The 22,361-nt window shown below is 36.7% G+C and carries 18 protein-coding genes and 1 pseudogene; 3 read left to right on the forward strand and 16 right to left on the reverse strand.

What is annotated here, in order from left to right:
- Nucleotides 1–5 precede the first annotated feature (5 nt).
- On the reverse strand, nucleotides 6–1,115 hold the full coding sequence (locus tag EL165_RS01995) for an epoxide hydrolase family protein (RefSeq protein ID WP_002979855.1): 1,110 nt from the start codon (nucleotides 1,113–1,115) through the stop codon (nucleotides 6–8).
- A gap of 339 nt (nucleotides 1,116–1,454) precedes the next feature.
- Between EL165_RS01995 and EL165_RS02000 the strand changes: the two genes are divergently transcribed.
- On the forward strand, nucleotides 1,455–2,093 hold the full coding sequence (locus EL165_RS02000; protein ID WP_002979854.1) for an NAD(P)-dependent oxidoreductase: 639 nt from the start codon (nucleotides 1,455–1,457) through the stop codon (nucleotides 2,091–2,093).
- 77 nt (nucleotides 2,094–2,170) lie between these two features.
- Here the strand turns inward: EL165_RS02000 and EL165_RS02005 are convergent, their stop codons facing one another.
- Both EL165_RS02005 and uvrA read right to left on the reverse strand, forming a co-directional pair.
- Nucleotides 2,171–2,938, reverse strand: coding sequence for a methyltransferase domain-containing protein (locus tag EL165_RS02005; protein WP_002979853.1), 768 nt, complete (start codon nucleotides 2,936–2,938; stop codon nucleotides 2,171–2,173).
- A gap of 78 nt (nucleotides 2,939–3,016) precedes the next feature.
- Nucleotides 3,017–5,809 (reverse strand): excinuclease ABC subunit UvrA, encoded by a 2,793-nt coding sequence (gene uvrA, locus EL165_RS02010; protein WP_002979852.1) that lies wholly within the window; start codon nucleotides 5,807–5,809, stop codon nucleotides 3,017–3,019.
- A 639-nt stretch (nucleotides 5,810–6,448) separates the two neighbouring features.
- Here uvrA and EL165_RS02015 point away from each other — a divergent pair.
- Together EL165_RS02015 and EL165_RS02020 are read left to right on the forward strand one after the other, a co-directional pair.
- On the forward strand, nucleotides 6,449–8,260 hold the full coding sequence (locus EL165_RS02015) for a TonB-dependent receptor plug domain-containing protein (protein ID WP_002979851.1): 1,812 nt from the start codon (nucleotides 6,449–6,451) through the stop codon (nucleotides 8,258–8,260).
- 71 nt (nucleotides 8,261–8,331) lie between these two features.
- Nucleotides 8,332–9,048: a DUF2490 domain-containing protein gene (locus EL165_RS02020; RefSeq protein ID WP_002979850.1), complete on the forward strand. Its 717-nt coding sequence runs from the start codon at nucleotides 8,332–8,334 to the stop codon at nucleotides 9,046–9,048.
- Here the strand turns inward: EL165_RS02020 and EL165_RS02025 are convergent.
- The 13 genes and pseudogenes from EL165_RS02025 to EL165_RS02085 form a co-directional block, all read right to left on the reverse strand.
- On the reverse strand, nucleotides 9,045–10,976 hold the full coding sequence (locus tag EL165_RS02025) for a M48 family metallopeptidase (RefSeq protein ID WP_228370531.1): 1,932 nt from the start codon (nucleotides 10,974–10,976) through the stop codon (nucleotides 9,045–9,047). The two genes, EL165_RS02020 and EL165_RS02025, sit on opposite strands and share 4 nt — an antisense overlap.
- 124 nt (nucleotides 10,977–11,100) lie before the next feature.
- On the reverse strand, nucleotides 11,101–11,547 hold the full coding sequence (locus tag EL165_RS02030) for a phosphohydrolase (RefSeq protein ID WP_041461800.1): 447 nt from the start codon (nucleotides 11,545–11,547) through the stop codon (nucleotides 11,101–11,103).
- Between the two features lie 80 nt (nucleotides 11,548–11,627).
- Nucleotides 11,628–11,963: a YegP family protein gene (locus tag EL165_RS02035; protein ID WP_002979847.1), complete on the reverse strand. Its 336-nt coding sequence runs from the start codon at nucleotides 11,961–11,963 to the stop codon at nucleotides 11,628–11,630.
- Between the two features lie 26 nt (nucleotides 11,964–11,989).
- On the reverse strand, nucleotides 11,990–12,304 hold the full coding sequence (locus EL165_RS02040) for a hypothetical protein (RefSeq protein WP_002979846.1): 315 nt from the start codon (nucleotides 12,302–12,304) through the stop codon (nucleotides 11,990–11,992).
- A gap of 148 nt (nucleotides 12,305–12,452) precedes the next feature.
- Nucleotides 12,453–14,228 carry an acyl-CoA dehydrogenase family protein gene (locus EL165_RS02045; RefSeq protein WP_002979845.1) on the reverse strand — a complete coding sequence of 592 codons (1,776 nt, stop codon included), beginning with the start codon at nucleotides 14,226–14,228 and terminating at the stop codon, nucleotides 12,453–12,455.
- 107 nt (nucleotides 14,229–14,335) lie between these two features.
- Entirely contained in the window at nucleotides 14,336–14,704 is a 369-nt protein-coding gene (locus tag EL165_RS02050) for a four helix bundle protein (protein ID WP_002979844.1), read from the reverse strand.
- 54 nt (nucleotides 14,705–14,758) lie between these two features.
- Nucleotides 14,759–15,940, reverse strand: coding sequence for an acetyl-CoA C-acyltransferase (locus tag EL165_RS02055; protein ID WP_002979843.1), 1,182 nt, complete (start codon nucleotides 15,938–15,940; stop codon nucleotides 14,759–14,761).
- 119 nt (nucleotides 15,941–16,059) lie between these two features.
- Nucleotides 16,060–18,453 (reverse strand): 3-hydroxyacyl-CoA dehydrogenase/enoyl-CoA hydratase family protein, encoded by a 2,394-nt coding sequence (locus tag EL165_RS02060; RefSeq protein WP_002979842.1) that lies wholly within the window; start codon nucleotides 18,451–18,453, stop codon nucleotides 16,060–16,062.
- A gap of 53 nt (nucleotides 18,454–18,506) precedes the next feature.
- Nucleotides 18,507–18,959 carry a MarR family winged helix-turn-helix transcriptional regulator gene (locus tag EL165_RS02065; RefSeq protein ID WP_041461799.1) on the reverse strand — a complete coding sequence of 151 codons (453 nt, stop codon included), beginning with the start codon at nucleotides 18,957–18,959 and terminating at the stop codon, nucleotides 18,507–18,509.
- 165 nt (nucleotides 18,960–19,124) lie between these two features.
- Entirely contained in the window at nucleotides 19,125–20,048 is a 924-nt protein-coding gene (locus EL165_RS02070) for an ABC transporter ATP-binding protein (protein ID WP_002979838.1), read from the reverse strand.
- Between the two features lie 99 nt (nucleotides 20,049–20,147).
- The gene (locus EL165_RS02075) at nucleotides 20,148–20,525 is read right to left on the reverse strand and encodes a GxxExxY protein (RefSeq protein WP_002979836.1); all 378 of its coding nucleotides are present in this window, start codon (nucleotides 20,523–20,525) and stop codon (nucleotides 20,148–20,150) included.
- A gap of 253 nt (nucleotides 20,526–20,778) precedes the next feature.
- Nucleotides 20,779–21,747, reverse strand: a pseudogene (locus EL165_RS02080) (FecCD family ABC transporter permease).
- A 24-nt stretch (nucleotides 21,748–21,771) separates the two neighbouring features.
- Complete coding sequence (locus EL165_RS02085) at nucleotides 21,772–22,332, reverse strand: TlpA family protein disulfide reductase (protein ID WP_002979832.1); 561 nt, start codon at nucleotides 22,330–22,332, stop codon at nucleotides 21,772–21,774.
- Nucleotides 22,333–22,361 lie beyond the last annotated feature (29 nt).

The raw sequence follows: 22,361 nt of genomic DNA on the forward strand, positions 1-22,361 counted from the left end.
GATTTTTATGTGACAGAATAAAAGAATGACCTTAACTCGTCTGCAAATATATGCGGTAATTCCAATGCGGCAAAATGTCCTCCTTCATCCATTTTTTTAAAGCTGGTCACATTTACAAACCGTTCTGCCCATTCTTTTGGAAACTGAGCTTCACGGGGAAATACAAGCACACCTGCGGGAACGTTAGTTTTTTGATGAACCTGAGTTCCGCTCCATAAAGCCGCTGCATCTTCTTTATACATTCTCGCAGAGGAACCTATGGTTTGCGTTACCCAGTAAATCATAATATTGGTAAGCATTTCGTCTTTTCCGCCAAATGCAGTTTCGATGAGTTCCGGAGGAGCGCCGGCGTTCACAAAACTTATGATCCAGCCTGCAAGTCCTGCGGGAGAGTCATTCAGACCGTACGCAAGCGTCTGAGGTTTGGTAGACTGTACCATGGCATAAGCACCTTCACTATACCACCAGTGCTGGACAAACTGTGCAAATTTCTTTTCTTCTTCACTCATTGTTGCCGGATCCTCCTGACCGGTTGGATAACCTACATCAGTAAGATGGACAGCTTCTATGATTTCAGGATATTTTGAAGTCAGTGATTTTACAACTCCCATGCCTATATCTCCTCCGGCAGCACAGAATTTTTTATATCCAAGTACTTCAGTCATCAGTTTCTTCCACAGATCTGCGACCTTTTCACTGCTGACTGCTGTTTTATCAGAAAATCCAAATCCCGGCAGGGAAGGAATAACTAAATCAAAGCTTTGCTCACCCTCTGTAAGCAATGGAATGATCTTATGGAAACGGTAGTAACTATCCGGCCAGCCATGCGTAAGGATTAAAGGCTTGGGATTGGGACCTTTTCCCCTGATGTATTGAAAATGAATCAGAATTCCGTCTATACGTGTTGTATACTGAGGATGTTGATTCAACTGCAGTTCATTTATCCGCCAGTCATAATCATTGATCCAGTATTGAATAAGTTCTTTCAGATAGGTTTCGTTGGTTCCGTAATGCCAGCCGGCATCTTCAGGCTCGTCAGGCCATCGCGTATTTTGTAAACGGGCTTTCATGTCGGTTATTACCGATTCAGGAATGTTAACAGTAAATGGTTCCATATAATTATATTTTTATTTGGTGTAGGTGGAATGTATTGATAGTAAGATTGTTATCAAAGTTAAATACTTTATGTTTTATAAAGTGTTGTCAAAATCATAAATTTTTTGATTTTTTAATGCTGGAAAAAATGTAACTTTAATTCATTAAAATCTCGTAATACATATTACTCTTGTTCAGGTGGTATTTTTTAACCTGAAAATCTTAGGTTCAATCTTCTGAACCCATACTTATATTATATCATAACCAAAGCAAAAGGCTATAAGTCATTTGTTGTTTTAATGACCATCAGCATTGAACAGGCTGTTGATTATTGATGTTTAATATTAAATACAATCATTATGAATACCTATAAAATTGCCGTTATCGGCGGAACAGGAAAATCCGGACAATATCTGGTAAAACACCTTCTTGAAAAAGGACATTCTCTTAAGCTTTTACTGAGACATCCTGAAAACTTTACCCTTCAGAATCCTTTAATTGAAACGGTAAAAGGAGATGCGAGGGATGAAGCAGCGATCCATAAACTGATTATGGGAACTGATCTTGTCATGAGTACTTTAGGACAGCCAAAAGGGGAGAAATCTATCTTCAGTGATGCTGCCGGAAATATTATTAAAGCAATGGACTCGCATGGAATAAGCCGGTATATTGTCACTACCGGATTGAGCGTAAATACATTATCCGATCAAAAAAATGAAAGAGTAAAAATGGCTACAGAATGGATGTATCAAAATTACCCTGAAACAACCGCAGACAAACAAAAAGAGTATGAACTCCTTCTGGAAAGTAACCTCGACTGGACTTTGGTCAGGTTACCATTAATCAATCTTACAGATGAAAATTTTACAACTGAAGCAAATCTGACAGATTGTAAGGGTGAGAATATCAGTGCTGCGGATCTTGCTGAGTTTTTGGGTTCTCAGATTGAAAATTCAGATTATATACGGAAGCGCCCGTTTTTATATAATAAAGTTTAAACAATCTCAATCTGAAAATTAAAGAATACTAAAAAATAAGCTGTCACAAAATCGTGACAGCTTATTAAATAAGATCTTTATTTCTTACGTCCGTACATCAGGATACGCTTAAAGGCATAAATGGCCGGATATTTTGTAAATCTTTTTGCGATACGGGATTTAAATTCGGTGATGAAACTCTCTTTCTGTTCTCCGTCCAGACGTTCAAGGTAAGGCAATAATGCAGTTCCTGAGATAAAGTCATATAAAGCTTCGTGATTATCTGCAATAATAGGATAAACCTTCTGGAAGATTTCTATATCATGGATTCCGTTGTCAAATAATATCTGTGCATAATCATCCATGGAAAGTACCGGGGAATCCCGTTTGAAATGATTCAGATAAGATACGTAAGGTTCTTCATCTGTCATTTGCGCCAGGATCTGGTTCAGTATATTTTCATTCTGAACAGGCATCTGGATGGCTAGCTGACCTTCTGGTGCTAGCAATCCGATGATTTTAGGAAATAAAGTTTCATGATCATCCACCCACTGCAAAGCGGCATTACTGAAAACGAGATCCCACCTCTGGCCAGATTGTGCTGCTTCTTCAATGGTCAGGAGCTTAAAATGCAGATTTTCACTTTCGTACTTCTTCGATTTTTCAAGCATTTCTGCTGATGAATCAATTCCTAAAAATACAGAACCTGTCAGTTTTTCTGTCAGAATAGAAGTTTGTTCTCCGGTACCACAGCCTAAGTCAATCGCTTTAATATTGTTTTCAGGCTTGATTAATGCGGCTAAATCGTAAAAAGGTTTGTAACGTACATCTTTGTACTGGTCGTATAGTTCGGGATTCCAGGGCATAAAAATAATTTTGTAATGGTTAATAAAGATAAAGAATCTGAATAAAAAATCGGCTGTTTCAAAAACAGCCGATTGTATTTATTGTTCAAGTTTTTCTTTGATATATTTTGCAGTGTAGGATTTTTTGTTTTTAGTAAGATCCTCAGGGGTTCCTGCGAAAACAACTTCTCCACCATGCTTTCCTGCTTCAGGGCCGATGTCAATAATATAGTCGGCACATTTAATGATATCAGGTTGATGCTCAATAACAATCACCGAGTGTCCAAGATCGATCAGTGCCTGTAATGATTTCAATAACTTTTGAATATCATGGAAATGAAGACCCGTAGAAGGCTCATCAAAGATGAATAACGTTTTGTCTGTTGTTACTCCTTTTACAAGGAACGAAGCCAGCTTCACACGCTGAGCCTCACCTCCGGAAAGGGTAGAAGAGCTTTGTCCCAATTGAAGATAACCTAAACCTACTTCCTGAAGAGGTTTCAGCTTCGTTACGATTTTTTCTTCATTGTTATCTTTAAAGAATTCCAACGCCTCATCTACGGTCATGTGAAGAATGTCTGAGATATTTTTCTCATCAAACTTCACTTCAAGAATCTCATTTTTGAATCGTGTTCCCTTACAAACCTCACATTCAAGTTCGATATCTGCCATAAACTGCATGGAAACGTTGATCACGCCTTCTCCTTTACATTCATCACATCTTCCGCCGTCTACGTTGAAAGAGAAATGTTTAGGTTTGTAACCCATCATTTTGGCTACTTTCTGTTTAGCAAAAAGGTCTCTGATATCATCGTAAGCTTTCAGATAAGTTACCGGGTTTGAACGGGATGATTTTCCAATCGGGTTCTGATCGATCAATTCGATGTTTTTAATCAGCTTTTTCGGGAATTCTACAGAATCGTAGTCTCCTTTTTTACCACCCATTCCAAGCTGAATCTGAATATCATTGGTAAGAATCTCTTTCATCAAAGTAGATTTTCCGCTTCCTGAAACTCCCGAGATTACAACAAGATTTTCCAAAGGAACATCTACATCAATATTTTTAAGGTTATTCTGACGGGCCCCTTTAATGTGAATCCATTCTTTTGCTTTTCTGCGTTTTTGTGGGACTTCAATTTCCAGTCTTCCTGTAAGGTATTCTGAAGTAAGGGTGTTGGCTTTTTTCAGGTCTTTATAATCTCCGGAAAATACCAGCTCTCCACCAAGATAACCAGCCTCCGGACCGATATCAATAATGTAATCTGCAGCCCTCATCACATCTTCATCATGTTCTACTACAATAACAGTATTTCCAAGGTCACGAAGATTTTTCAATACTTCGATGAGGTTTTCAGTGTCTTTGGAATGCAGTCCGATAGAAGGTTCATCCAGAATATAAATAGAACCAACCAAAGAACTTCCTAAGCTTGTTGCAAGGTTGATTCTCTGACTTTCTCCTCCTGAAAGCGTATTGGAAGTCCTGTTTAAGGTCAAATACCCTAATCCTACCTTTAATAAAAATTCCAGGCGGGTTGTAATTTCATACAATAACCGTTTTGCAACCTCTTTATCATGTTCTGAAAGCTTGAGTCCATTGATCAGCGGAGCGAGTTCATCCAGAGGAAGTTCGATCATCGACTGGATATTATGTCCGTCTACTTTTACCCAACTTGTTTCTTCACGAAGTCTTAATCCTTCACATGTTGGGCAAAGGGTTTTTCCTCTGTAGCGGGAAAGCATTACTCTGTACTGGATTTTATAGAGATTCTCTTCAAGCATTTTGAAGAAATTATTGATGCATGGGAAATTACTCCTGCCATCACCTTTCCATAGGAAGTTTTTCTGTTCTTTTGTTAACTGGTGATAAGGTTTGTGAATAGGGAAGTCGCCCGCTTTTTTGATGAAATCCTTTTTCCATTCACTCATCGTTTCTCCTCTCCAGCATACCACCGCATCTTCGTAGATGGATAGTGTTTTGTTGGGAACAACAAGATCTTCATCAATTCCAATGACCTTACCATATCCCTCACATGCCGGACAGGCTCCGTAAGGATTGTTAAAGCTGAAAAAGTGGACATTGGGTTCAAGGAATTCCATTCCGTCCAGCTCGAACTTATTGGAAAACTCTTTCACCTTTCCGGTATCTGTGTTCTTCAATGCACAATAGCCGCGCCCTTCATAAAATGCCATCTGAATGGAATCTGCGAGCCTTTGTAAAAAGCTTTCATCTTCTTCATATGAGAAACGGTCAATCACAAGATTAATGGTCATGCCTTTTTCCGGGGTAAAACCAAAACTTTCCAGATCTTCAATACCTGCTACATTTCCATTGATTTCAAGTCTTGTGAAACCAGCCAGTTTTAAAACATTTAAAGTCTCCTTAAAATTGTCGGTATCATATTCCAGTGGCGCTGTCAATAGAAAAGAACTGTCTTTTTTGGATGCTTTAATAAAATCTACCACATCCGAAACGGAATCTTTTTTTACTTCTTCTCCGGAAACGGGAGAAAAAGTTTTTCCGATCCTTGCAAATAAAAGCTTCATATAATCATAGATCTCTGTAGATGTTCCTACAGTAGAACGAGGATTGGACGATATTACTTTCTGCTGAATTGCAATAGATGGTGCCAGCCCTTTGATGTCGTCTACTTTTGGTTTTTCTAATTTTCCCAAAAACTGACGGGCATAAGAACTTAAACTTTCAACATATCTTCTCTGTCCTTCTGCATAAATGGTATCAAAAGCCAAAGATGATTTACCGCTTCCTGAAACCCCGGTAATAACGATCAGTTTGTTTTTCGGGATCAGGACGTCTATATGTTTCAGATTGTTAAGATGTGCATTCTTAACGAAGATCTGTTTTTTTATGTCTATTTCTGTTGTGTTAGCCATATTTTGTTTATTCTAAAGTATCTGTACAGCAATAAGGCTGTCAGAATAATGGTGTATTGCCTCAGCATATACCGGGGCTGTCATCAATTGAAACATTGAATATATTCCTGAATTCGTCTGTCGTTTCACAGCAGCATTTTGTTAAGATTGCTGTTTCAATATCCAGTTGAAAAAGAATGTTTTCATCGTAAAATTAAGACCAACAAAATTACGAAATTTTAGCGAAAATCTGATGTATATCTTATTGTTAAAAATTGTTATAATGAATGTTAAATTAGAGTACTAAAACCGAAATATTATTTTCAATAAACAACAAGAAAAAGTATGTTTTGTGGACTTGCTTCTATTTTCCTGTTTAAATTAAGGTATTTTACTTAATTTTTTTTAATACGTTGTATTTTTTTTGTTTAACTATTGTTTTATATTATAAAATTATTTAAAATTGTACCCGTAAATATGTAATATAGAAATGAGAAAATTATTCAGAGATCTAGTTACACATTTAATGAGAAAAAGATAGAAATTACTCCCTCACACAGATGCAGCATGATGTTGCATCTTTTTTTATGACAACTATCATTTGCCTGTCTTGGTGAACTCCCTTACTTTTGGACCTGTTAAAAAACTACGGAAACGATTATGATCAAAAAGATAGGAAGTGCTTTTTTTCTGGGATCTTTACTTTGGGTGAATGCACAGGAAAAGACAACAGATATTGAAAGCATTGAATTTCAGGGAAAATTCATCTCTACACCTTATAAAAGCGCCAACCAGAACATTAGTGTTATCACCAGAGAAGATATCGTAAATTCTCCTGCCAAAAGTATTGATGAAATTCTTCAGCAGGTGCCGGGAATGGATATCAGGAGGAGAGGAGCCAATGGTGTGCAGAGTGATATCGGTTTCCGTGGAAGCTCTTTTGAACAGGTTCTTCTGTTGTTAAATGGGATCAGGATGAATGATTCCCAGACCGGCCATAATAATATGAATATTCCGGTAGACCTGGATGATGTAGAGAAAATAGAAGTGATAAAAGGCCCGGCAGCAAGACGTTTCGGGCAGAATGCTTATGCCGGAGTTATTAACATCATTACGAAAACTACTCCGGGAAAAAAAGTGAAGATCAGTGCAGAAGGAGGAGATTACGGTTCGTATGGTCTTGGATTTAATGCGCAGGTGGGAAATGAGAAGTTTACCAATGCTATTCAGGCCAATTCTGCTTCTTCAGAAGGCTATATGTTCAATACGGATTACGAAATCAGGAATGTATTTTACCAGGGAAAGTTGAATATTAAAAACGGAGATGTAAGAATACAGGCCGGTTTTTCAGAAAAGAAATTCGGAGCCAATGGTTTTTATGCTTCGAGTAGTGCTACAAAACAGTATGAGGAAACACAGGCTTCTATTGTAAGTGTGGCCCACCAGCAGACTTTCGGAAAGCTTAAACTTAATTCAAATGTGTATTGGAGAAGAGGGCAGGATATGTATCTTTACAACAGATGGGATCCTGACTTTTACAGAAATATGCATATCGGAAATAACGTAGGTGGAGAAGTGAATTCCAGCTACCAATGGGGACTGGGAACAACCGGAGTTGGAGTTGAGCTTAGAAAAGAGTTTCTGGCGAGCAGTAATTTAGGAGACAGAAACCGTTTTGTTTCCCAGGTTTTCTTTGAACATCATTTTTCATTACTTGACAAAAAACTGAATATCAGTCCGGGGATTTCGTGGGCCAATTACTCCAAGGAAGGTAATTTCTTCTATCCGGGGCTTGATGTAGGATATAACTTTAATGCCAATAATAAAATCTACGGAAATATTGCGAAAGTACATCGTATACCAACCTTTACCGAACTGTATTATGTCAGCAGAACAGAACAGGGAAACCCTGATTTGCAGCCTGAAAATGCAGTTTCGTCTGAGGTAGGATATCAATATCAGAACAACAGGATTTTAGCTAAAATCAGTGGATTTCTAAGAAATTCCAGCAATTCTATTGACTGGGTGAAAAATGACATCAGTGATAAAGTATGGTTTGCCCAGAATGTAGGAGATATCAAAACCAAAGGAATAGAAGCAGAGTGGAGCCACAGACCGGTAGACTGGCTGAAATATACAGTTGGATATACGTATATCGACAGTAAATATGAAGAAAAAGAAGGCCTGGTTTCAAGGTATATTCTGGATAATCTGAAGCATCAGTTTATTTCTAAGCTAGAGGTCAGATTCCTTAAAAACTTTACCAATGAGCTTGTTTACCGTTATAACGAAAGGGTAAATCTGGGAACTTATAATCTTGTAGATGAAAAACTGAGCTTTTCCGGTAAAGATTACTCTGTTTATGTGTTGGTTAACAATCTTACGAATACAAATTATACCGAAGCGTTTGGTGTGGCAATGCCTCAAAGATGGTTCCACATCGGATTTTCGTATACAATTAATATTAAGTAGCTGTTAATTCAATATTAATTAAAGTTAATATTAACAAATTGTTAAAAAATTTACATTTGCAAAAATTTTTTATGAAACGTTTTATAGGCTTAGGCTTACTACTTGGAATTTCTTTCTTTAAAGCACAGGAACATATTTCCAGCTTCAACGCAGTAACTCTGACCTATAAGTTTCATCCTAAATTTTTCCTGTATGCAGAAGGACAGCTGCGTGGTAATGAAGATTATACTTACCCTGATTATTATGAAATAAAAGGAGGAGTAGGTTATAATCTTACTAAAAATCACAAACCTTTCGTAGGACTTGGAAGGTACGTTAATTATAAGGATCATAGTTTAAGCAGGGAAGAATTCAGAGTATGGCTTCAGGATGTTATTGATCTTAAAAAAGGCATCGTAAAGTTTGAAAACCGACTCCGCGCTGAAAAAAGCTGGTTCTATGAGCCTAAAACAGACCAGACATCTCAGAGAATGCGTTACAGGTATCGTCTGAACGTCAGTGTCCCTCTAAATGCCAAAACCATAAAGAAAGGAACTGTTTTTGCCAACGCTTATGATGAGGTTTTCTTTGTCTCTCCGATGAAGCCTACTTTCGCCAGAAACAGAGTCTATGGCGGTTTCGGCTATCAGATCGATGATTATTTTGGTATCGTAAGCGGATATCTGTGGCAGCGTGAATTCGAAGCAAAAGGAAATAAAAATTTACATTTTATTTACCTGGCATTAAACATTAACATTGACGGAACAGACCACCACACGAAAACTTACGATTTCCCGGGAGCAGATTAATTCTTATTTAATTCTGCCTGAAAATTTAGTAACTCAAGTTTAGAATTAAGATAATGATCATTCAGTAGTGTCTGATACTTTTCAACCACTATTGATATGGCATTTACTTCATGCTCAAGGTATTTGTCTTTGTTGAAATAGATATATTCAGAGTTTACAAATTCCTGTAAAAGGTTTTTATCGTCAGCTTTTAAAGCTTCTTTGTAAGCTGAGTTTTCTATCAGCTCTTTAGTCTTTTGTTTAAAAGGTTCTTCTGCCTTCAAAAGCTTGGCTCTGTGTTGTCGGATTTCTTCAAACGGTAAAGTAACAGTCATAAACTGCAGGTATGCCGTAAAATCATTAAGACTTTTCTGAAATACATCGAACTCCCTGTCTAATACTGCAAAATTCCTGTACTTGCTAAGAAGTTGTTTCTTAATATCCTCATTGGAAATATGGTAATAATGCTGAAAAATTGCTTTATCATTTTTCAGAAGTTCATCTTTTACTCTCTTCAGTTCACTTTCAAGATTAGGAATAAGACTTGCTGCATCTTTCGCTTTATATAGAGTACCGTCAAATCTGAATGTCTTTATTTCTTTCGGATAGGAAGCCAGATATTGCAGTGTCTGAATATCATTCTCTATTCCTGTTTTTTCGTAGACTAAAGATACTTTTTTGTCACTAAAAAGATCAACATCATGATGAGAGGATATGTCAGAAATGACAGATTCAATATTTTCTATAACAGGGTTGTGTCTTTCGTAATATCCATTAAAATTTGAACTGAGCGTCTTATAAATATTATCATCCAGGTAAAGTTTGATGAAAGTTTCATCTTCTAATACTTCACCTACGTTTTTTACAGCATGTAGAGTCAGATATTTTGAGGTCATAATTTCGCAGATCTTATCAAATCCGCTGATTATTTCTTTTGCATATCTATGGTCTGCTGCTATATTTCTGGTTTTGTTTGTTTTAATCCTTTCAACTCTTTTTAAAATATCGGGATGTGACGTCCATTGATCTTCAATTTCTATTCTGGATTTATTATAGCGGGTAAGATCTTCAGCATCTATTTTAGGAAGTCCGTTTACGTAAGGATGATTGTTTCTTTCAGATAAAATTTTCATCAAAGAGAACTGATTCTTATACAGGTCTTTCGGAAGATATTTCTGATTGCTTCCAATGTAAAAATTAAAAGAATAATTAAAAGCAACATCACTTAATTCCAGCCTTAATAAAGATGACGTCTGTTCATCAGGATTGGTTATGTATGTTGAAATAGCATCTGCATGATATTCCATTTCTCTTTGAAGGGAAGCGTGGTTTTTAAAAAGAAAATTGGATATACTTTTAAGAACGGATTGAAATGCATTAATGAAACTGACAGAAATAAGACCAAAAATTTTAAAAATGGCATTTCCTCCTGAAAACTCCATTATAAAGTTTTCGTAGTCTTTATTATTGTAAACGGTTTCAAAAATTATTTTTTCAGCTTGATTCACATAGCCACCCACTTTCATGCTTTTCTGAGAGAAATGCCCAAATTCATGAGCCAGAATTGTTCTCAGTTCTCCTACACTTGTAGAGTTGATCAACCCAACACCAATTGTCAGATTTTTATTAACAGGTAGAAACATGCTCCAGAAAATAGAATTATAGCTTACACTGGCGTTTACATCCGGAGAAAGGAAAACTTTTTGAGGCGCTTTCACTCCTGTTTCAGCCACAATTTCATCAATGATCGCAAACAGCTGTGGCTGATGAGATCTGTTCACTTCCAGTAAATGACGGGTACTGTAATGGTTTTTTCTGAAAATGAACTTAACAAGAAATATAAACACAAAAATACCTACACTTAAGAGTCCTGCTGCCGCTAAAACGGTAAAATAATTAACAGCAATACTCAGCATTTTTATGGCTCCATATCCTAATAAGAATATCATGAGCAAAGAGACAAGTATAAGTATCAGGTATATCAGGAAAAAAACTGAAATGGATGCAATAGCAGATACCAGCTTAGATTGATAAGCCGATGAAATTTTGGGTAGGTTATTAGTCATGTTTTTTTTAATATTTCTCTATCAGATAACGATAGGCTTTCAGATATTTATTGAATCTTTTGATATCCTTAGGAGTAAGCTCTCGGTTTACCCTTCTAAGGTCCATATTGTCACGAAGGTCATTCAGTTTTACGGCAACGGAAAGGAGAGATCTTTCTGTTCTTTTGATAAATTCGTCATAATCTTCTTCCGGATCCAGCTTTGTAAGGCAGCTGATGGCGAAGATAATATATTCTGGAAACCCTTCCGATCTCAAATAATCCAGACTGAATTCCTGTGGGTGGTCTTCTACCACATCATGCAGTACCCCTACGATTTTTTCATCCAGTGTCTTACCATAGTTCATCACACGCATTACATGGGCAATGTATGGAGCATGGTATTTATCGGTTTGTCCTTTATGAGCCTTATCGGCGATTTTGATTGCTTTATTCAGTAATTCTTCTTTTGTCATTTTTAATGAAAAATAGAGTACAAAAATAAAAAATGCCTTAAAAACTAAGGCATTTTTATCCATAATATTTCAGATGATTTTTACATCGTAGTTTCATCCTCTATGTGAGCATGCGGAGCGTTGTTTTTTACAGATTCTATTCCGTTTTCCATACCATTATCAGATTCATACATCTGGCTGGTTCCTATGATCTGTCCGTTTCCTGCTTTCAGATTAAAATAACATCTGCCATCATTGGCTGTGTTTCTTTCAAATTTTGAATCTTCCTGAGCGTTGGTTTTTACCGATGTAATTCCGTTTTCGCATGAAGGTTTGGTGCTGTATCCCTGGCTGGTTAAAATAACCTGACCGTTTCCTGCTTTAAGGTTGAATTGAAAGTCACCGTTTGATCGTTTAGAGATAATAAATTTTCCCATGATAATAGTTTTTAGTTTGTGTTGTTTTATTTCGATTGTGTTGTTTTTTTCGGATTTATATCGAGTTTTTCACGTGTAATGGCATTCAGAATTTTATATTGAGAGTAATCTTTTGCTGGTTCTTTTAAAGCCAGATAGAGGGTAGTATCTTTAGGTTTAACTGCTAATATTTTATAAAGTTCTTTTTGAGGAAGCTCAGGTTTTACAGCAAAATACCCGGGGAATTTTCTTTTAGAAACGATTTTTGTTGTATCAACTTTGGGAACAAGGATTACATCTTCTTTTTTTTGTGCTGAGAAAGCCACTGAAATAAGGAATATCGGAAATAATAAGATTTTCATGTGTTATTTAATTTAGAATAAAAATAATGATTTTTTTTGAATGTATTTAATGATTGTTAATAAATCCAATGATAATCATAATAAATAGGGGTGAAAAGAAAAAGCGTCCCAATTTTGGGACGCTGAATCAAATTTATGTTATTAAAGACTAATAAGATCCTTTTTCAATATAATGAGCAGCAATTTTTTCGGTTAAAGCTACTACATTCGGATGGTTGGTATACTTCGTGAATCTTCTTAATCCTGAAAGCATCATTCTCTGCTCGTCTCCTTCAGCGAAAGATACAATTCCTTCTTTAGCCGCAGTGATAATCTTCTCAACAGCTTTGTAAAGGTTCAGCTGAGCCATAGCTGCTTCTACAGAATCAGGAGAGAAATGTTTTTCTGCTCTTAACACAGCAGATTCTGCCATATAGATCTGGTTCAGGATTTCAGAGGCATTCAATAATAAATGCTGTTGTTTCTCAATATCCATCATATATTTCTGAAGAGCAGCTCCGGAAACCATTAAGAATACTTTCTTAAGATTTGCGATAATTGCTTTTTCCTCACTCATGAATTCTGAGTAATCAGGAACTTCAAATGAAGGAATACCCATCAATTCTTTGCTGATAGCCATTGCAGGAGACAAGAGGTCTAATTCACCTTTCATTGCTCTCTTGATAAGCATTCCTACAGCTAATAATCTGTTGATTTCGTTTGTCCCTTCATAAATTCTTGAAATTCTTGAGTCTCTCCATGCTGCTTCCATAGGCGTATCTTCAGAGAATCCCATCCCTCCGTATACCTGAATTCCTTCATCTGCAGTATGCTGAGCAAGGTCAGACACAAATACCTTCAGGATTGAACATTCTACAGCAAATTCTTCAACACCTTTTAATTCTGCTTCCTGGTGGCTTAATCCGGCTGCTACCAATTCATCAATTTTATCCTGAATATTTTTAGCAGCTCTGTAAGAACCAGCCTCACTTACAAACACTCCGGTTGCCATTTCAGCAATTTTCTTTCTGATAGCCCCGAATGTGGAAATGGATACACCAAACTGCTTTCTTTCGTTAGAATACTGGATAGAGTGGTTTAAGATTCTTCTCTGTGCATCAAGACACGCTGCTGCTAACTTGATACGGCCTACGTTCAATGCATTTAAAGCGATTTTAAAACCATTGTTTCTTTCTCCTAAAAGATTTTCTACAGGGATCTTCATGTCATTGAAGAAAACCTGGCGTGTAGATGAAGCACGGATACCCAATTTATGCTCTTCTTCACCGAAAGTTAAACTTTCAGGGTTTTCAAGCTCAGATTTGTTGATTACAAATCCTGTGATATTTTTATCATCATCAATTTTAGCGAATAATGTAAATGTATCTGCAAATCCTGCATTAGAGATCCACATTTTCTGCCCGTTGATGATATAATGTTTTCCGTCTTCGGAAAGTTTTGCTCTTGTTTTTCCTGAGTTGGCATCAGAACCAGCATCAGGCTCTGTCAGACAGTAAGCTCCGAATTTTGTTCCTGTTGCTAAATCCGGAAGATATTTTTTCTTTTGCTCTTCGGTTCCGTAAAGAACGATAGGAAGAGTTCCGATTCCGGTATGTGCTCCGTAAGCTGTTGCCAAAGAACCCGTTGTTCCGGAAAGATAATCGCAGGCAAGCATTGTAGTCACAAATCCCATTCCAAGACCTCCGTATTCTTCAGGAACAGCAATCCCCAACATTCCCATTTCTCCCAGTTTACGCATAGTTTCTTCTGTAAATGCATAATCTTTCTTTTCGAAACGCTCTTTTTGAGGAACTACCTCTCTGTCTATGAATTCTTTTGCCGAATCACGAAGCATCTTTTGCTCCTCATTCAGTTCTTCAATACTGAAAATTTCATTTGCAGGAATTTGTTTGATCAGGAATTCCCCGCCTTTTAATGTAGCCATATATTATTTTGTTATTTAATTTTTGAGACATTTAGAAAATAGACAAATAGATGATAGACTTTCATCCTTGTCTATTTTCTTTCGTTCTATTACCTCTTATTCTTTTCTTAGTCTTTGTTTAAAGTATTCTGAAATACCATTGTTGCTTTTTGAAATTCTTCAATCTTAATTTCAAAGATTTCAGTTTTTTCATCAGATAAATATTTTCTATGATTTGCTAACAATATTTGTGTTTGCAATTCAAATGAAGAACCTAAAGAAACATCTAAAAAATGACTAAAAGACTTATTTGTCCTGCTTGAACCTTCAGCTATATTTGATGGAATTGAAATTGCACATCTGTCCATTTGATTTTTCAAACCATACTTTTCATAAGTCGGAAAAGTATCTGTAAGATCTAAAGTTAATCTTGATAATTCCATACTCATTTGCCAAATTTTAAGCTTCTTAAAATTGTGCCTCTTAAAATCATTCATACATTTTTGGTGTCTTTAAGTTTATTATCTATCCGTCCATTCTCTATTTGTCTATTAAAGGAGTTCGAAAATAGAAGCTGCTCCCTGTCCGGTTCCTACGCACATAGAAACCATTCCGTATTTGTTGCCACGCTTTCTCATTTCGTCAAGAAGCTGAACGGTAAGCTTTGTTCCTGTACATCCAAGCGGGTGACCAAGGGCGATAGCTCCTCCGTTTACATTTAAAATGTCAGGATTTAAACCTAATTCTTTCTTGATCGCCACTGACTGAGAGGCGAAAGCTTCGTTAAGCTCGATCAAATCGATATCTTTTAATTCAAGACCTGCTTGTTTCAACGCTTTCGGGATAGCGTAGATAGGCCCCATTCCCATGATTCTTGGCTCAAGTCCGGCAGCTGCATAAGCTACTAATCTTGCTTCAGGCTCTAATCCTAATTCTTTTACCATTTCCTCACTCATTACCATTACGAAAGCTGCTCCGTCACTCATCTGAGAAGAGTTTCCGGCAGTTACGCTTCCTCCGTTGGCAAATACTGGTCTTAATTTTGCCAGGCCAGCTAAAGAAGTATCAGCTCTTGGACCTTCATCAACTGAAAAATCAAACTTTTTAGTTTGTAGTTTCTGATTTTCATCAAGAAAGTTATATTCTACAGGAATCGGCACGATCTGGTTGGCAAATCTGCCTTCCTGATTCGCTTTTAAAGCTTTCATGTGAGATTCAAAAGCAAACTGGTCCTGTTCTTCTCTTGTTATCTTATATTGTTTCGCCACTTCTTCAGCAGTGTAACCCATTCCCCAGTAATAGTCAGGATTTGTTTTTGCGATATCCGTTTCAGGGACAGGCTTATAACCTCCCATTGGAATATATGACATTGATTCGGTACCGCCTGCGATGATACAATCCGCCATACCAGCCTGAATTTTTGCAGAAGCAATGGCAATCGCCTCACTTCCTGAAGCACAGTATCTGTTTACGGTAACTCCCGGAACTTTATCGGTATTTAATCCCATCAGAGAGATCAGACGTGCAACGTTCAGCCCTTGTTCAGCTTCAGGCATTGCATTTCCTACGATAAGGTCATCAATTCTGTTTTTATCTAATTGCGGAAGCTCAGCCATTAATTTTTCAATAACGGTAGCCGCCATCACATCAGGACGTGTAAAACGCAGAGAGCCTTTTGGCGCTTTTCCTACTGCTGTTCTGAATCCTTTTACTATGTATGCTGTCTTTGACATTGTTTTATTAATTAATTGTTATAAAAAATTAATCGTACTGTTTATCATGCTGGAAGCCTCTCTACAAAGTTTAGATTCTTCGGAATGACAAAGTGTTCGTTAATCTTTTTTTGAAATGATTAGTTTCTCAACGGTTTTCCATTCTGCAACATGTACTGAATTCTCTCCAGAGTTTTTCTCTCACCGCAAAGCTGTAAGAAAGTTTCTCTTTCAAGGTTCAGCAGATATTGTTCTGTAACAACTGTAGGTTCAGACAGGTTTCCACCTACCATTACGTTGGCTAGCTTATCTGCAATTTTCTTATCATGTTCAGAAATATAGTTTCCGGTTAACATCTGATCTGTTCCTACATAGAACATTCCTAATGCATCTTTACCTAAAACTTTCACTTTCTGTTCAATGGGCTGTGTATAACCTTGTTCTGCTAACAGTTTCGCTACTTTTTTAGCTTCAGCAATCTGTCTGTTTTTGCTTACGGAAACGATGTCTTTTCCTTTCTCAAGGATTCCCATATCATAAGCTTCATAAGCTGAAGTAGCCACTTTACCCATAGCGATGTTCATGAAAGCGTCACGAAGTCTGTTATTTTTAACATCATCATTGTGGAATTCTCTGGAAGTTCTTAAAGTCAGTTCTTTAGTACCACCACCGCCAGGGATTACCCCAACTCCGGTTTCTACCAGTCCGATATATGTTTCTGCGGCTGCAACCACTCTGTCTGCATGCATTGTCATTTCGCAGCCTCCACCTAAAGTCATTCCGTGAGGAGCAACTACCACAGGAATAGAAGAATAGCGAACTCTCATCATGGACTTCTGGAAGTAAGCGATCGCCATATTCAGGTCATCCCAATCCTGTTCGATAGCCATCATAAGGATCATGGCAAGGTTGGCTCCTACAGAGAAGTTTGCTCCCTGGTTTCCGATGACCAATCCGTCGTACTCTTTTTCTGCTAAATCAATGGCTCTGTTTAATCCGTCAAGAACTTCGCCTCCAAGAGAGTTCATTTTTGAACGGATCTCAAAGTTGATAATTCCGTCTCCCAAATCTTGAATAGCAGCACCTGAATTGCTCCAAAGTGTTTTATTTTTTCTGATATTATCTAAAATGATGAAAGCATCCTGACCAGGAATTTTGTTGTATTCTCCTGAGTTTTTATCAACATAAATACTTTGTCCTTCATCATTAACTTTATAGAAAGTTTCTACATTTTTTACCCAATCCGAAACTTCATATCCTGCATCTTTTGCCAGTTCAATACCTTTCTGAACACCTACGGCATCCCAGATTTCGAACGGTCCGTTTTCCCATCCGAAACCGGCTCTCATGGCATCATCGATTTTATAAACTTCGTCAGAGATTTCAGGAACTTTGTGCGAGACATAAGCGAATAATGCTCCCAGAGATTTTCTGTACAATTCTCCGGCTTTATCTTTACCACCGATCAGCACTTTGAATCTATCTATCGGCTTATCAATAGATTTTGTTAATTCCAGGGTAGGGAATGATGATTTTCCTTGTAGTTCATATTCTAAAGTATCAAGGTTTAATCCGTGAATCTCAGATTTTCCTTCTGCATTTTTCACTTTTTTATAGAATCCCTGCTCTGTTTTTGAACCTAGCCACTTATTATCCATCATCTTCTGGATATAGTCAGGAAGTGCAAAAACATCATTGAAATCATTGGCTTCAGCACCGCTCTGACGAACACCGTTGGCTACCATTACCAATGTATCAAGACCTACCACATCAGCTGTTCTGAATGTTGCAGATTTCGGACGTCCTATAACCGGACCTGTTAATTTATCAACATCAGAAACGGTAAGTCCTAGTTTCTGTACATTATGAAGAAGATCCATCATAGAGAAAACTCCGATTCTGTTGGCAATGAATGCCGGAGTATCTTTCGCCAAAACCGTTGTTTTACCTAAGAATTTTGCTCCATAGTTCATATAGAAATCAATGATCTCAGGATCTGTATCGTTAGTAGGGATAATCTCTAAAAGAGGAAGATATCTTACCGGGTTGAAGAAGTGCGTTCCGGCAAAGTATTTTTTGAAATCCTCGCTTCTGCCTTCTGTCAGCAGGTGAATAGGAATCCCGGAAGTATTGGAGGAAATTAATGTCCCTGGTTTTCTGAACTGTTCAATCTTTTCGTAAACCGACTTTTTAATATCAAGCCTTTCTACTACCACTTCAATGATCCAGTCTGTGTTTTTGATTTTCGGTAAATCGTCATCGAAATTTCCGATTTTGATTCTGTCTGCAAACTTTGGTGAATAAAGAAGTGCAGGACTTGCTTTTTTAAGTTTTTCAAAGTTTTCGGAAGCAATTCTGTTTCTTACTGCCTTATCATCTTTGGTCAAACCTTTTTTCTGTTCAGCTTCAGTAAGTTCAAAAGGAACAATATCCAAGAGTGATACTTCAACACCAATGTTGGCGAAGTGAGCTGCGATACCGCTTCCCATAATTCCTGAACCAAGAACCGTTACATGTTTGATTCTTCTTTTCATATGTAAATTTTTATTTTGAGAAGATTAGATAGAACCGAAAGGTTCATCATAATTTATTTTCTGTTATTTAATAATTCGTTTGCTATTTTCATGATTTCGCTCATGACGTCTTTGAACGTTTCCATTTTTTCAGGGGAGATTTTTTCCATCACCTTCTTGTTAAAGTTGACAACGACTTCTTTAGACATATTTCTGGAGTTTAACCCTTTATCTGTAAGTTTAATGATAACCTCTCTTTTATCGGTGGTTGTTTTTTCCTTATAGATATATCCATTATCTTCCAGAAGTTTGATGATTCTCGTTAAAGAAGTAGGCTCAATAGCCATCTTTGGACCGAGATTGGTACTTCGGGTTCCTTCTTTAGGGTCTATTTTAAGAAGAGTAAGGGCCTGTACAGCCGTTGAATCATGTTCCTGAGCTAATTCTGTGTACATTTTTGAAACAGCCAGCCAGGTCTGCTTTAAAATCAAATCTACGTTTTCTATTTTTTCCTTATTATTATCCATCATTTTTGCGTCAATGGTTTTACCCAAATTTAATAAATATTATGCATGCATAATATTTATTAACGTTAAATTTTGTTAATAACCTGATAGTAAATAGATTAAATTGTATGATTAGCATAATACTATGCATGCATAGTATGTGAATTAATCAAAGAAAACTTAGTATTAATGAATGTTTGGAATTAATTTGGTGATTTCTTCAAAAGATTCACATTGGTAATGAGCGGAATCTTTAGTGATTACCCAAAATGGGTCCTGAAATTCAAAATTCAGGTCAGACAGGTCTTTTTGGAAGTTTTTTTGAAGCAGAGAATACAGCATTTCCTTGTGAAACTGAGGGGCAGAGATAATAGGTGGAATAAAAGTCTCGTTGATTTGGAATAAGGAAGCATTGGTAAGCTCACCATGCTGAAGTAAAATGTCCTCAACAATCCCGGAATACAGATGATTTTCTTTTACATACCAGATCTTGTCTGCAAACTCTTTGGCTAATCGCCAGTCATGGGAAGAAAACAGGATAAGCTTATTCTGATCCTTGGCCAGTTTTCTCAGGGTTTTAAGAATGATGATTTTGTTTTTTTCATCCAGATGGGTTGTTGGCTCATCCAGAATAATGACAGGCGAGTTTTGGGTAATGGCACGGCCGATAAACGCTTTCTGCAGATTTCCGTCTGAGAGGTTTTTAAGAAGCGTATATCGGTATTGATTTAAGTCCAGTTCTTCAATAATATGGGCAACTTCTTCGCGGTCTTGTTTTGTTAATTCAAAATAAAAAGGATAGTAAATGTACTTTCCCAGGGAAATGAGGTCCTCAACTGTATAATGCTGCGGTATTACAGACTTTGAAAAAACGATGGCAATGTTTTCTGCAATTTCCTTTACCGAAAGGCTCTTCACATTTTTGCCATTAATAGAGATTTTACCATCCAGTAAAGGAAGCTGGTGAAGAATAGACTTGATAAGCGTTGTTTTTCCTACACCATTATTACCAATCAGCAGGCATACATCACCAAGCTTTAAATCCGCATTGGCATTGGAGATTAAAGTTGTATTGTAGCCGATATCTGCCTGTTTGATCTGTAGGTGCATACTTTTGTTGGTTACACGCGAAGGCGCAAATTATTTTACAAAAATAATGTTTTAAGGCGCAAGGAATTTGACTTTGTCAAATTTTTATCCTGTTTTATTTTATAAATTGTTTACAATTCTTGTTACTCCGTTTTTGAAAACATCGGATTGAAAATTGAGTAATAGCCCCAATTTACAGTTTGTCATTCTTAAGTAAGTCAAAAGTTGTGCTTTATGAGCAGGTGATATGTACTCAACTGTTTTTATTTCCAGAATTACTTTATTTTCAATCAGTAGATCAAGTTTAAAAGCATTGTCTATTTTTAAATCTTCATAAATGATTGGAAGCAATTTTTGTCTTTCTACCAGAAAACCTGATTTTGTTAATTCATAAAATAAACATTCTTCATAAACATGCTCAAATAATCCCGCACCAATTTTTCTATGGATCTTTAAACCTGTTTCAAAAACAATTTTTGAAATTTCATTTTCTGTCATTTGTGTTGTTTTGTTGGACTTAAATATATGAATAGTTGCTTATTGATGCAAAATGTCGGGTAAGCGAGAAGGCGCAAAGGCTTTAATATTTTGTGTAAGGCGCGAGAAAATCGAAGATTTTCGGCAAGGATGGGGTAATTTTTTGTGAATTAAAATATGCATTGCTCAATTTTATCGGAGATAAAATCTTTGCGTCTTAAAATATAAGGTTTTTAAAAGTTTTTTGCGCCTTTGCGTTTGTCAAACAAAAAAATCACACTTTATTCTGTTTCAATAGCATCATCAGAATTACAGGGATTCCAAAACAGAGCTTATGACATTCAAAGGAATCTGTGTTTTTCTGCAATGACGGAGAAAAGCAGCATGATCAGCATTCCCAGAAACATATTAAGAATCCATTGCTGCCATAGTCTGGATGGGTTATAAACCAATCTGCAGAAGTGAGGAACAATGATTCCGATAAATAAGATAGGTCCCAGAAATGCAGTAATAGAAGCGGATAGGAGAGAGGATGCAATTATAATTAAAAGCTTGAGCTGCTTCAGGTTTACTCCTAAACTTTGTGCATAAGAATTGCCGAGAGAATTCCCGATAAGTGGCTTTATAGCCTTAAACAGATGAACATACCGATGAAAACAAGGACAGACAATACATAAATCTGGTTTCTGGTCACCATATTATTCGCTCCGAAAGACCATAAAATATAGTTTTTAAGACTTTGATTTTCCGCATAAAACTGAAGCAGCGACACAATAGCACCAGCAAAGGCAGATACAAGGAATCCGAAAATAATAAGGTATGATTTATCCTGAAATCTATTGGACATAGATAGTAATATCAGCATCAGCAGTAAACTTCCACCAATCGCCGATAAACTCAGGAAGCTATTCTGTAAAAACTCAGGCAGTAGAAAATTATGGGAGAAGAAAATATAAAAAGCGACCGATAAACTGGCGACAGATGTTATTCCCAGTATATCAGGTCCTGCCAATGGATTTTGAAAATATTCCTGCATCAGAAAACCTGAAGTCGGAATTGAAATTCCGGCCAGCATCATAACCAGAACACGGTTGATACGGATCTCAGCAATTTGGTTATGAGCTGAATCCTGAAAGAAATCCCCGAAACTTAAACTTAAAAATCCTGTGTTCATATTAATGACAGCACTGATGATAATAGCGATCACAAATAATAAACACAGGATTTTAAATCTTTTTGACATGATTCAGAAAGCGTTCAGTCTATTTTATTTTAAGAAAGAATCGATTTTTGAATTCAGAACATCTTCCGTCATCATTCCAAGATATTCATCAGTTTTATCACCTTTTCTCATGAAAGTAAAAGGAATAGAACCTCCGTCCCACTGTTTGAAGTTGTTATGGAAGAAGTTTTGATCTAATTTTTGTCCGTCCAGCAAGATAATACTGCTTCCCAGTTTGTTTTCTACAGCAAAATTTTTAACAGCACCTGCCCATTCAGCCTTATCATCAAGGTTTACAAAGGTGAACTTTACAGGTTTTCCTTTTAATTCCTCCATTTTATTTTTAAAACTTGGAATTTCTCTCATACACGGACCACACCAGGTTGCAAAGAAATTGGTAACATATAAAGTGTCATTATTTTTTGCCAGATGCTGGCTTACATTTTCCGGGGAAAGTTCTTTGGGAAGAACTGTACTTCCTTCAGCTTCTGTAGTTTGAGATACAGAAAGAGAATCTGCAGCAGCCGTATTTTCAGTTTTCTGACCTTCTTTTTTACAGCTGTACAATGCAGTAAGAAGTAACGTGGATAAAATTATCTTCTTCATAAATTATTTTTTATCTATTTTTGAATTGA

The organism is Chryseobacterium gleum (assembly GCF_900636535.1).
Classification (GTDB): Bacteria; Bacteroidota; Bacteroidia; order Flavobacteriales; family Weeksellaceae; genus Chryseobacterium; species Chryseobacterium gleum.

Coding starts and splice junctions, on each gene's coding strand:
- EL165_RS01995 (WP_002979855.1), bottom strand. CDS start 1,115: ATGGAACCATTTACTGTTAACATTCCTGAATCGGTAATAACCGACATG.
- EL165_RS02000 (WP_002979854.1), top strand. CDS start 1,455: ATGAATACCTATAAAATTGCCGTTATCGGCGGAACAGGAAAATCCGGA.
- EL165_RS02005 (WP_002979853.1), bottom strand. CDS start 2,938: ATGCCCTGGAATCCCGAACTATACGACCAGTACAAAGATGTACGTTAC.
- uvrA (WP_002979852.1), bottom strand. CDS start 5,809: ATGGCTAACACAACAGAAATAGACATAAAAAAACAGATCTTCGTTAAG.
- EL165_RS02015 (WP_002979851.1), top strand. CDS start 6,449: ATGATCAAAAAGATAGGAAGTGCTTTTTTTCTGGGATCTTTACTTTGG.
- EL165_RS02020 (WP_002979850.1), top strand. CDS start 8,332: ATGAAACGTTTTATAGGCTTAGGCTTACTACTTGGAATTTCTTTCTTT.
- EL165_RS02025 (WP_228370531.1), bottom strand. CDS start 10,976: ATGATATTCTTATTAGGATATGGAGCCATAAAAATGCTGAGTATTGCT.
- EL165_RS02030 (WP_041461800.1), bottom strand. CDS start 11,547: ATGACAAAAGAAGAATTACTGAATAAAGCAATCAAAATCGCCGATAAG.
- EL165_RS02035 (WP_002979847.1), bottom strand. CDS start 11,963: ATGGGAAAATTTATTATCTCTAAACGATCAAACGGTGACTTTCAATTC.
- EL165_RS02040 (WP_002979846.1), bottom strand. CDS start 12,304: ATGAAAATCTTATTATTTCCGATATTCCTTATTTCAGTGGCTTTCTCA.
- EL165_RS02045 (WP_002979845.1), bottom strand. CDS start 14,228: ATGGCTACATTAAAAGGCGGGGAATTCCTGATCAAACAAATTCCTGCA.
- EL165_RS02050 (WP_002979844.1), bottom strand. CDS start 14,704: ATGAATGATTTTAAGAGGCACAATTTTAAGAAGCTTAAAATTTGGCAA.
- EL165_RS02055 (WP_002979843.1), bottom strand. CDS start 15,940: ATGTCAAAGACAGCATACATAGTAAAAGGATTCAGAACAGCAGTAGGA.
- EL165_RS02060 (WP_002979842.1), bottom strand. CDS start 18,453: ATGAAAAGAAGAATCAAACATGTAACGGTTCTTGGTTCAGGAATTATG.
- EL165_RS02065 (WP_041461799.1), bottom strand. CDS start 18,959: ATGGATAATAATAAGGAAAAAATAGAAAACGTAGATTTGATTTTAAAG.
- EL165_RS02070 (WP_002979838.1), bottom strand. CDS start 20,048: ATGCACCTACAGATCAAACAGGCAGATATCGGCTACAATACAACTTTA.
- EL165_RS02075 (WP_002979836.1), bottom strand. CDS start 20,525: ATGACAGAAAATGAAATTTCAAAAATTGTTTTTGAAACAGGTTTAAAG.
- EL165_RS02085 (WP_002979832.1), bottom strand. CDS start 22,332: ATGAAGAAGATAATTTTATCCACGTTACTTCTTACTGCATTGTACAGC.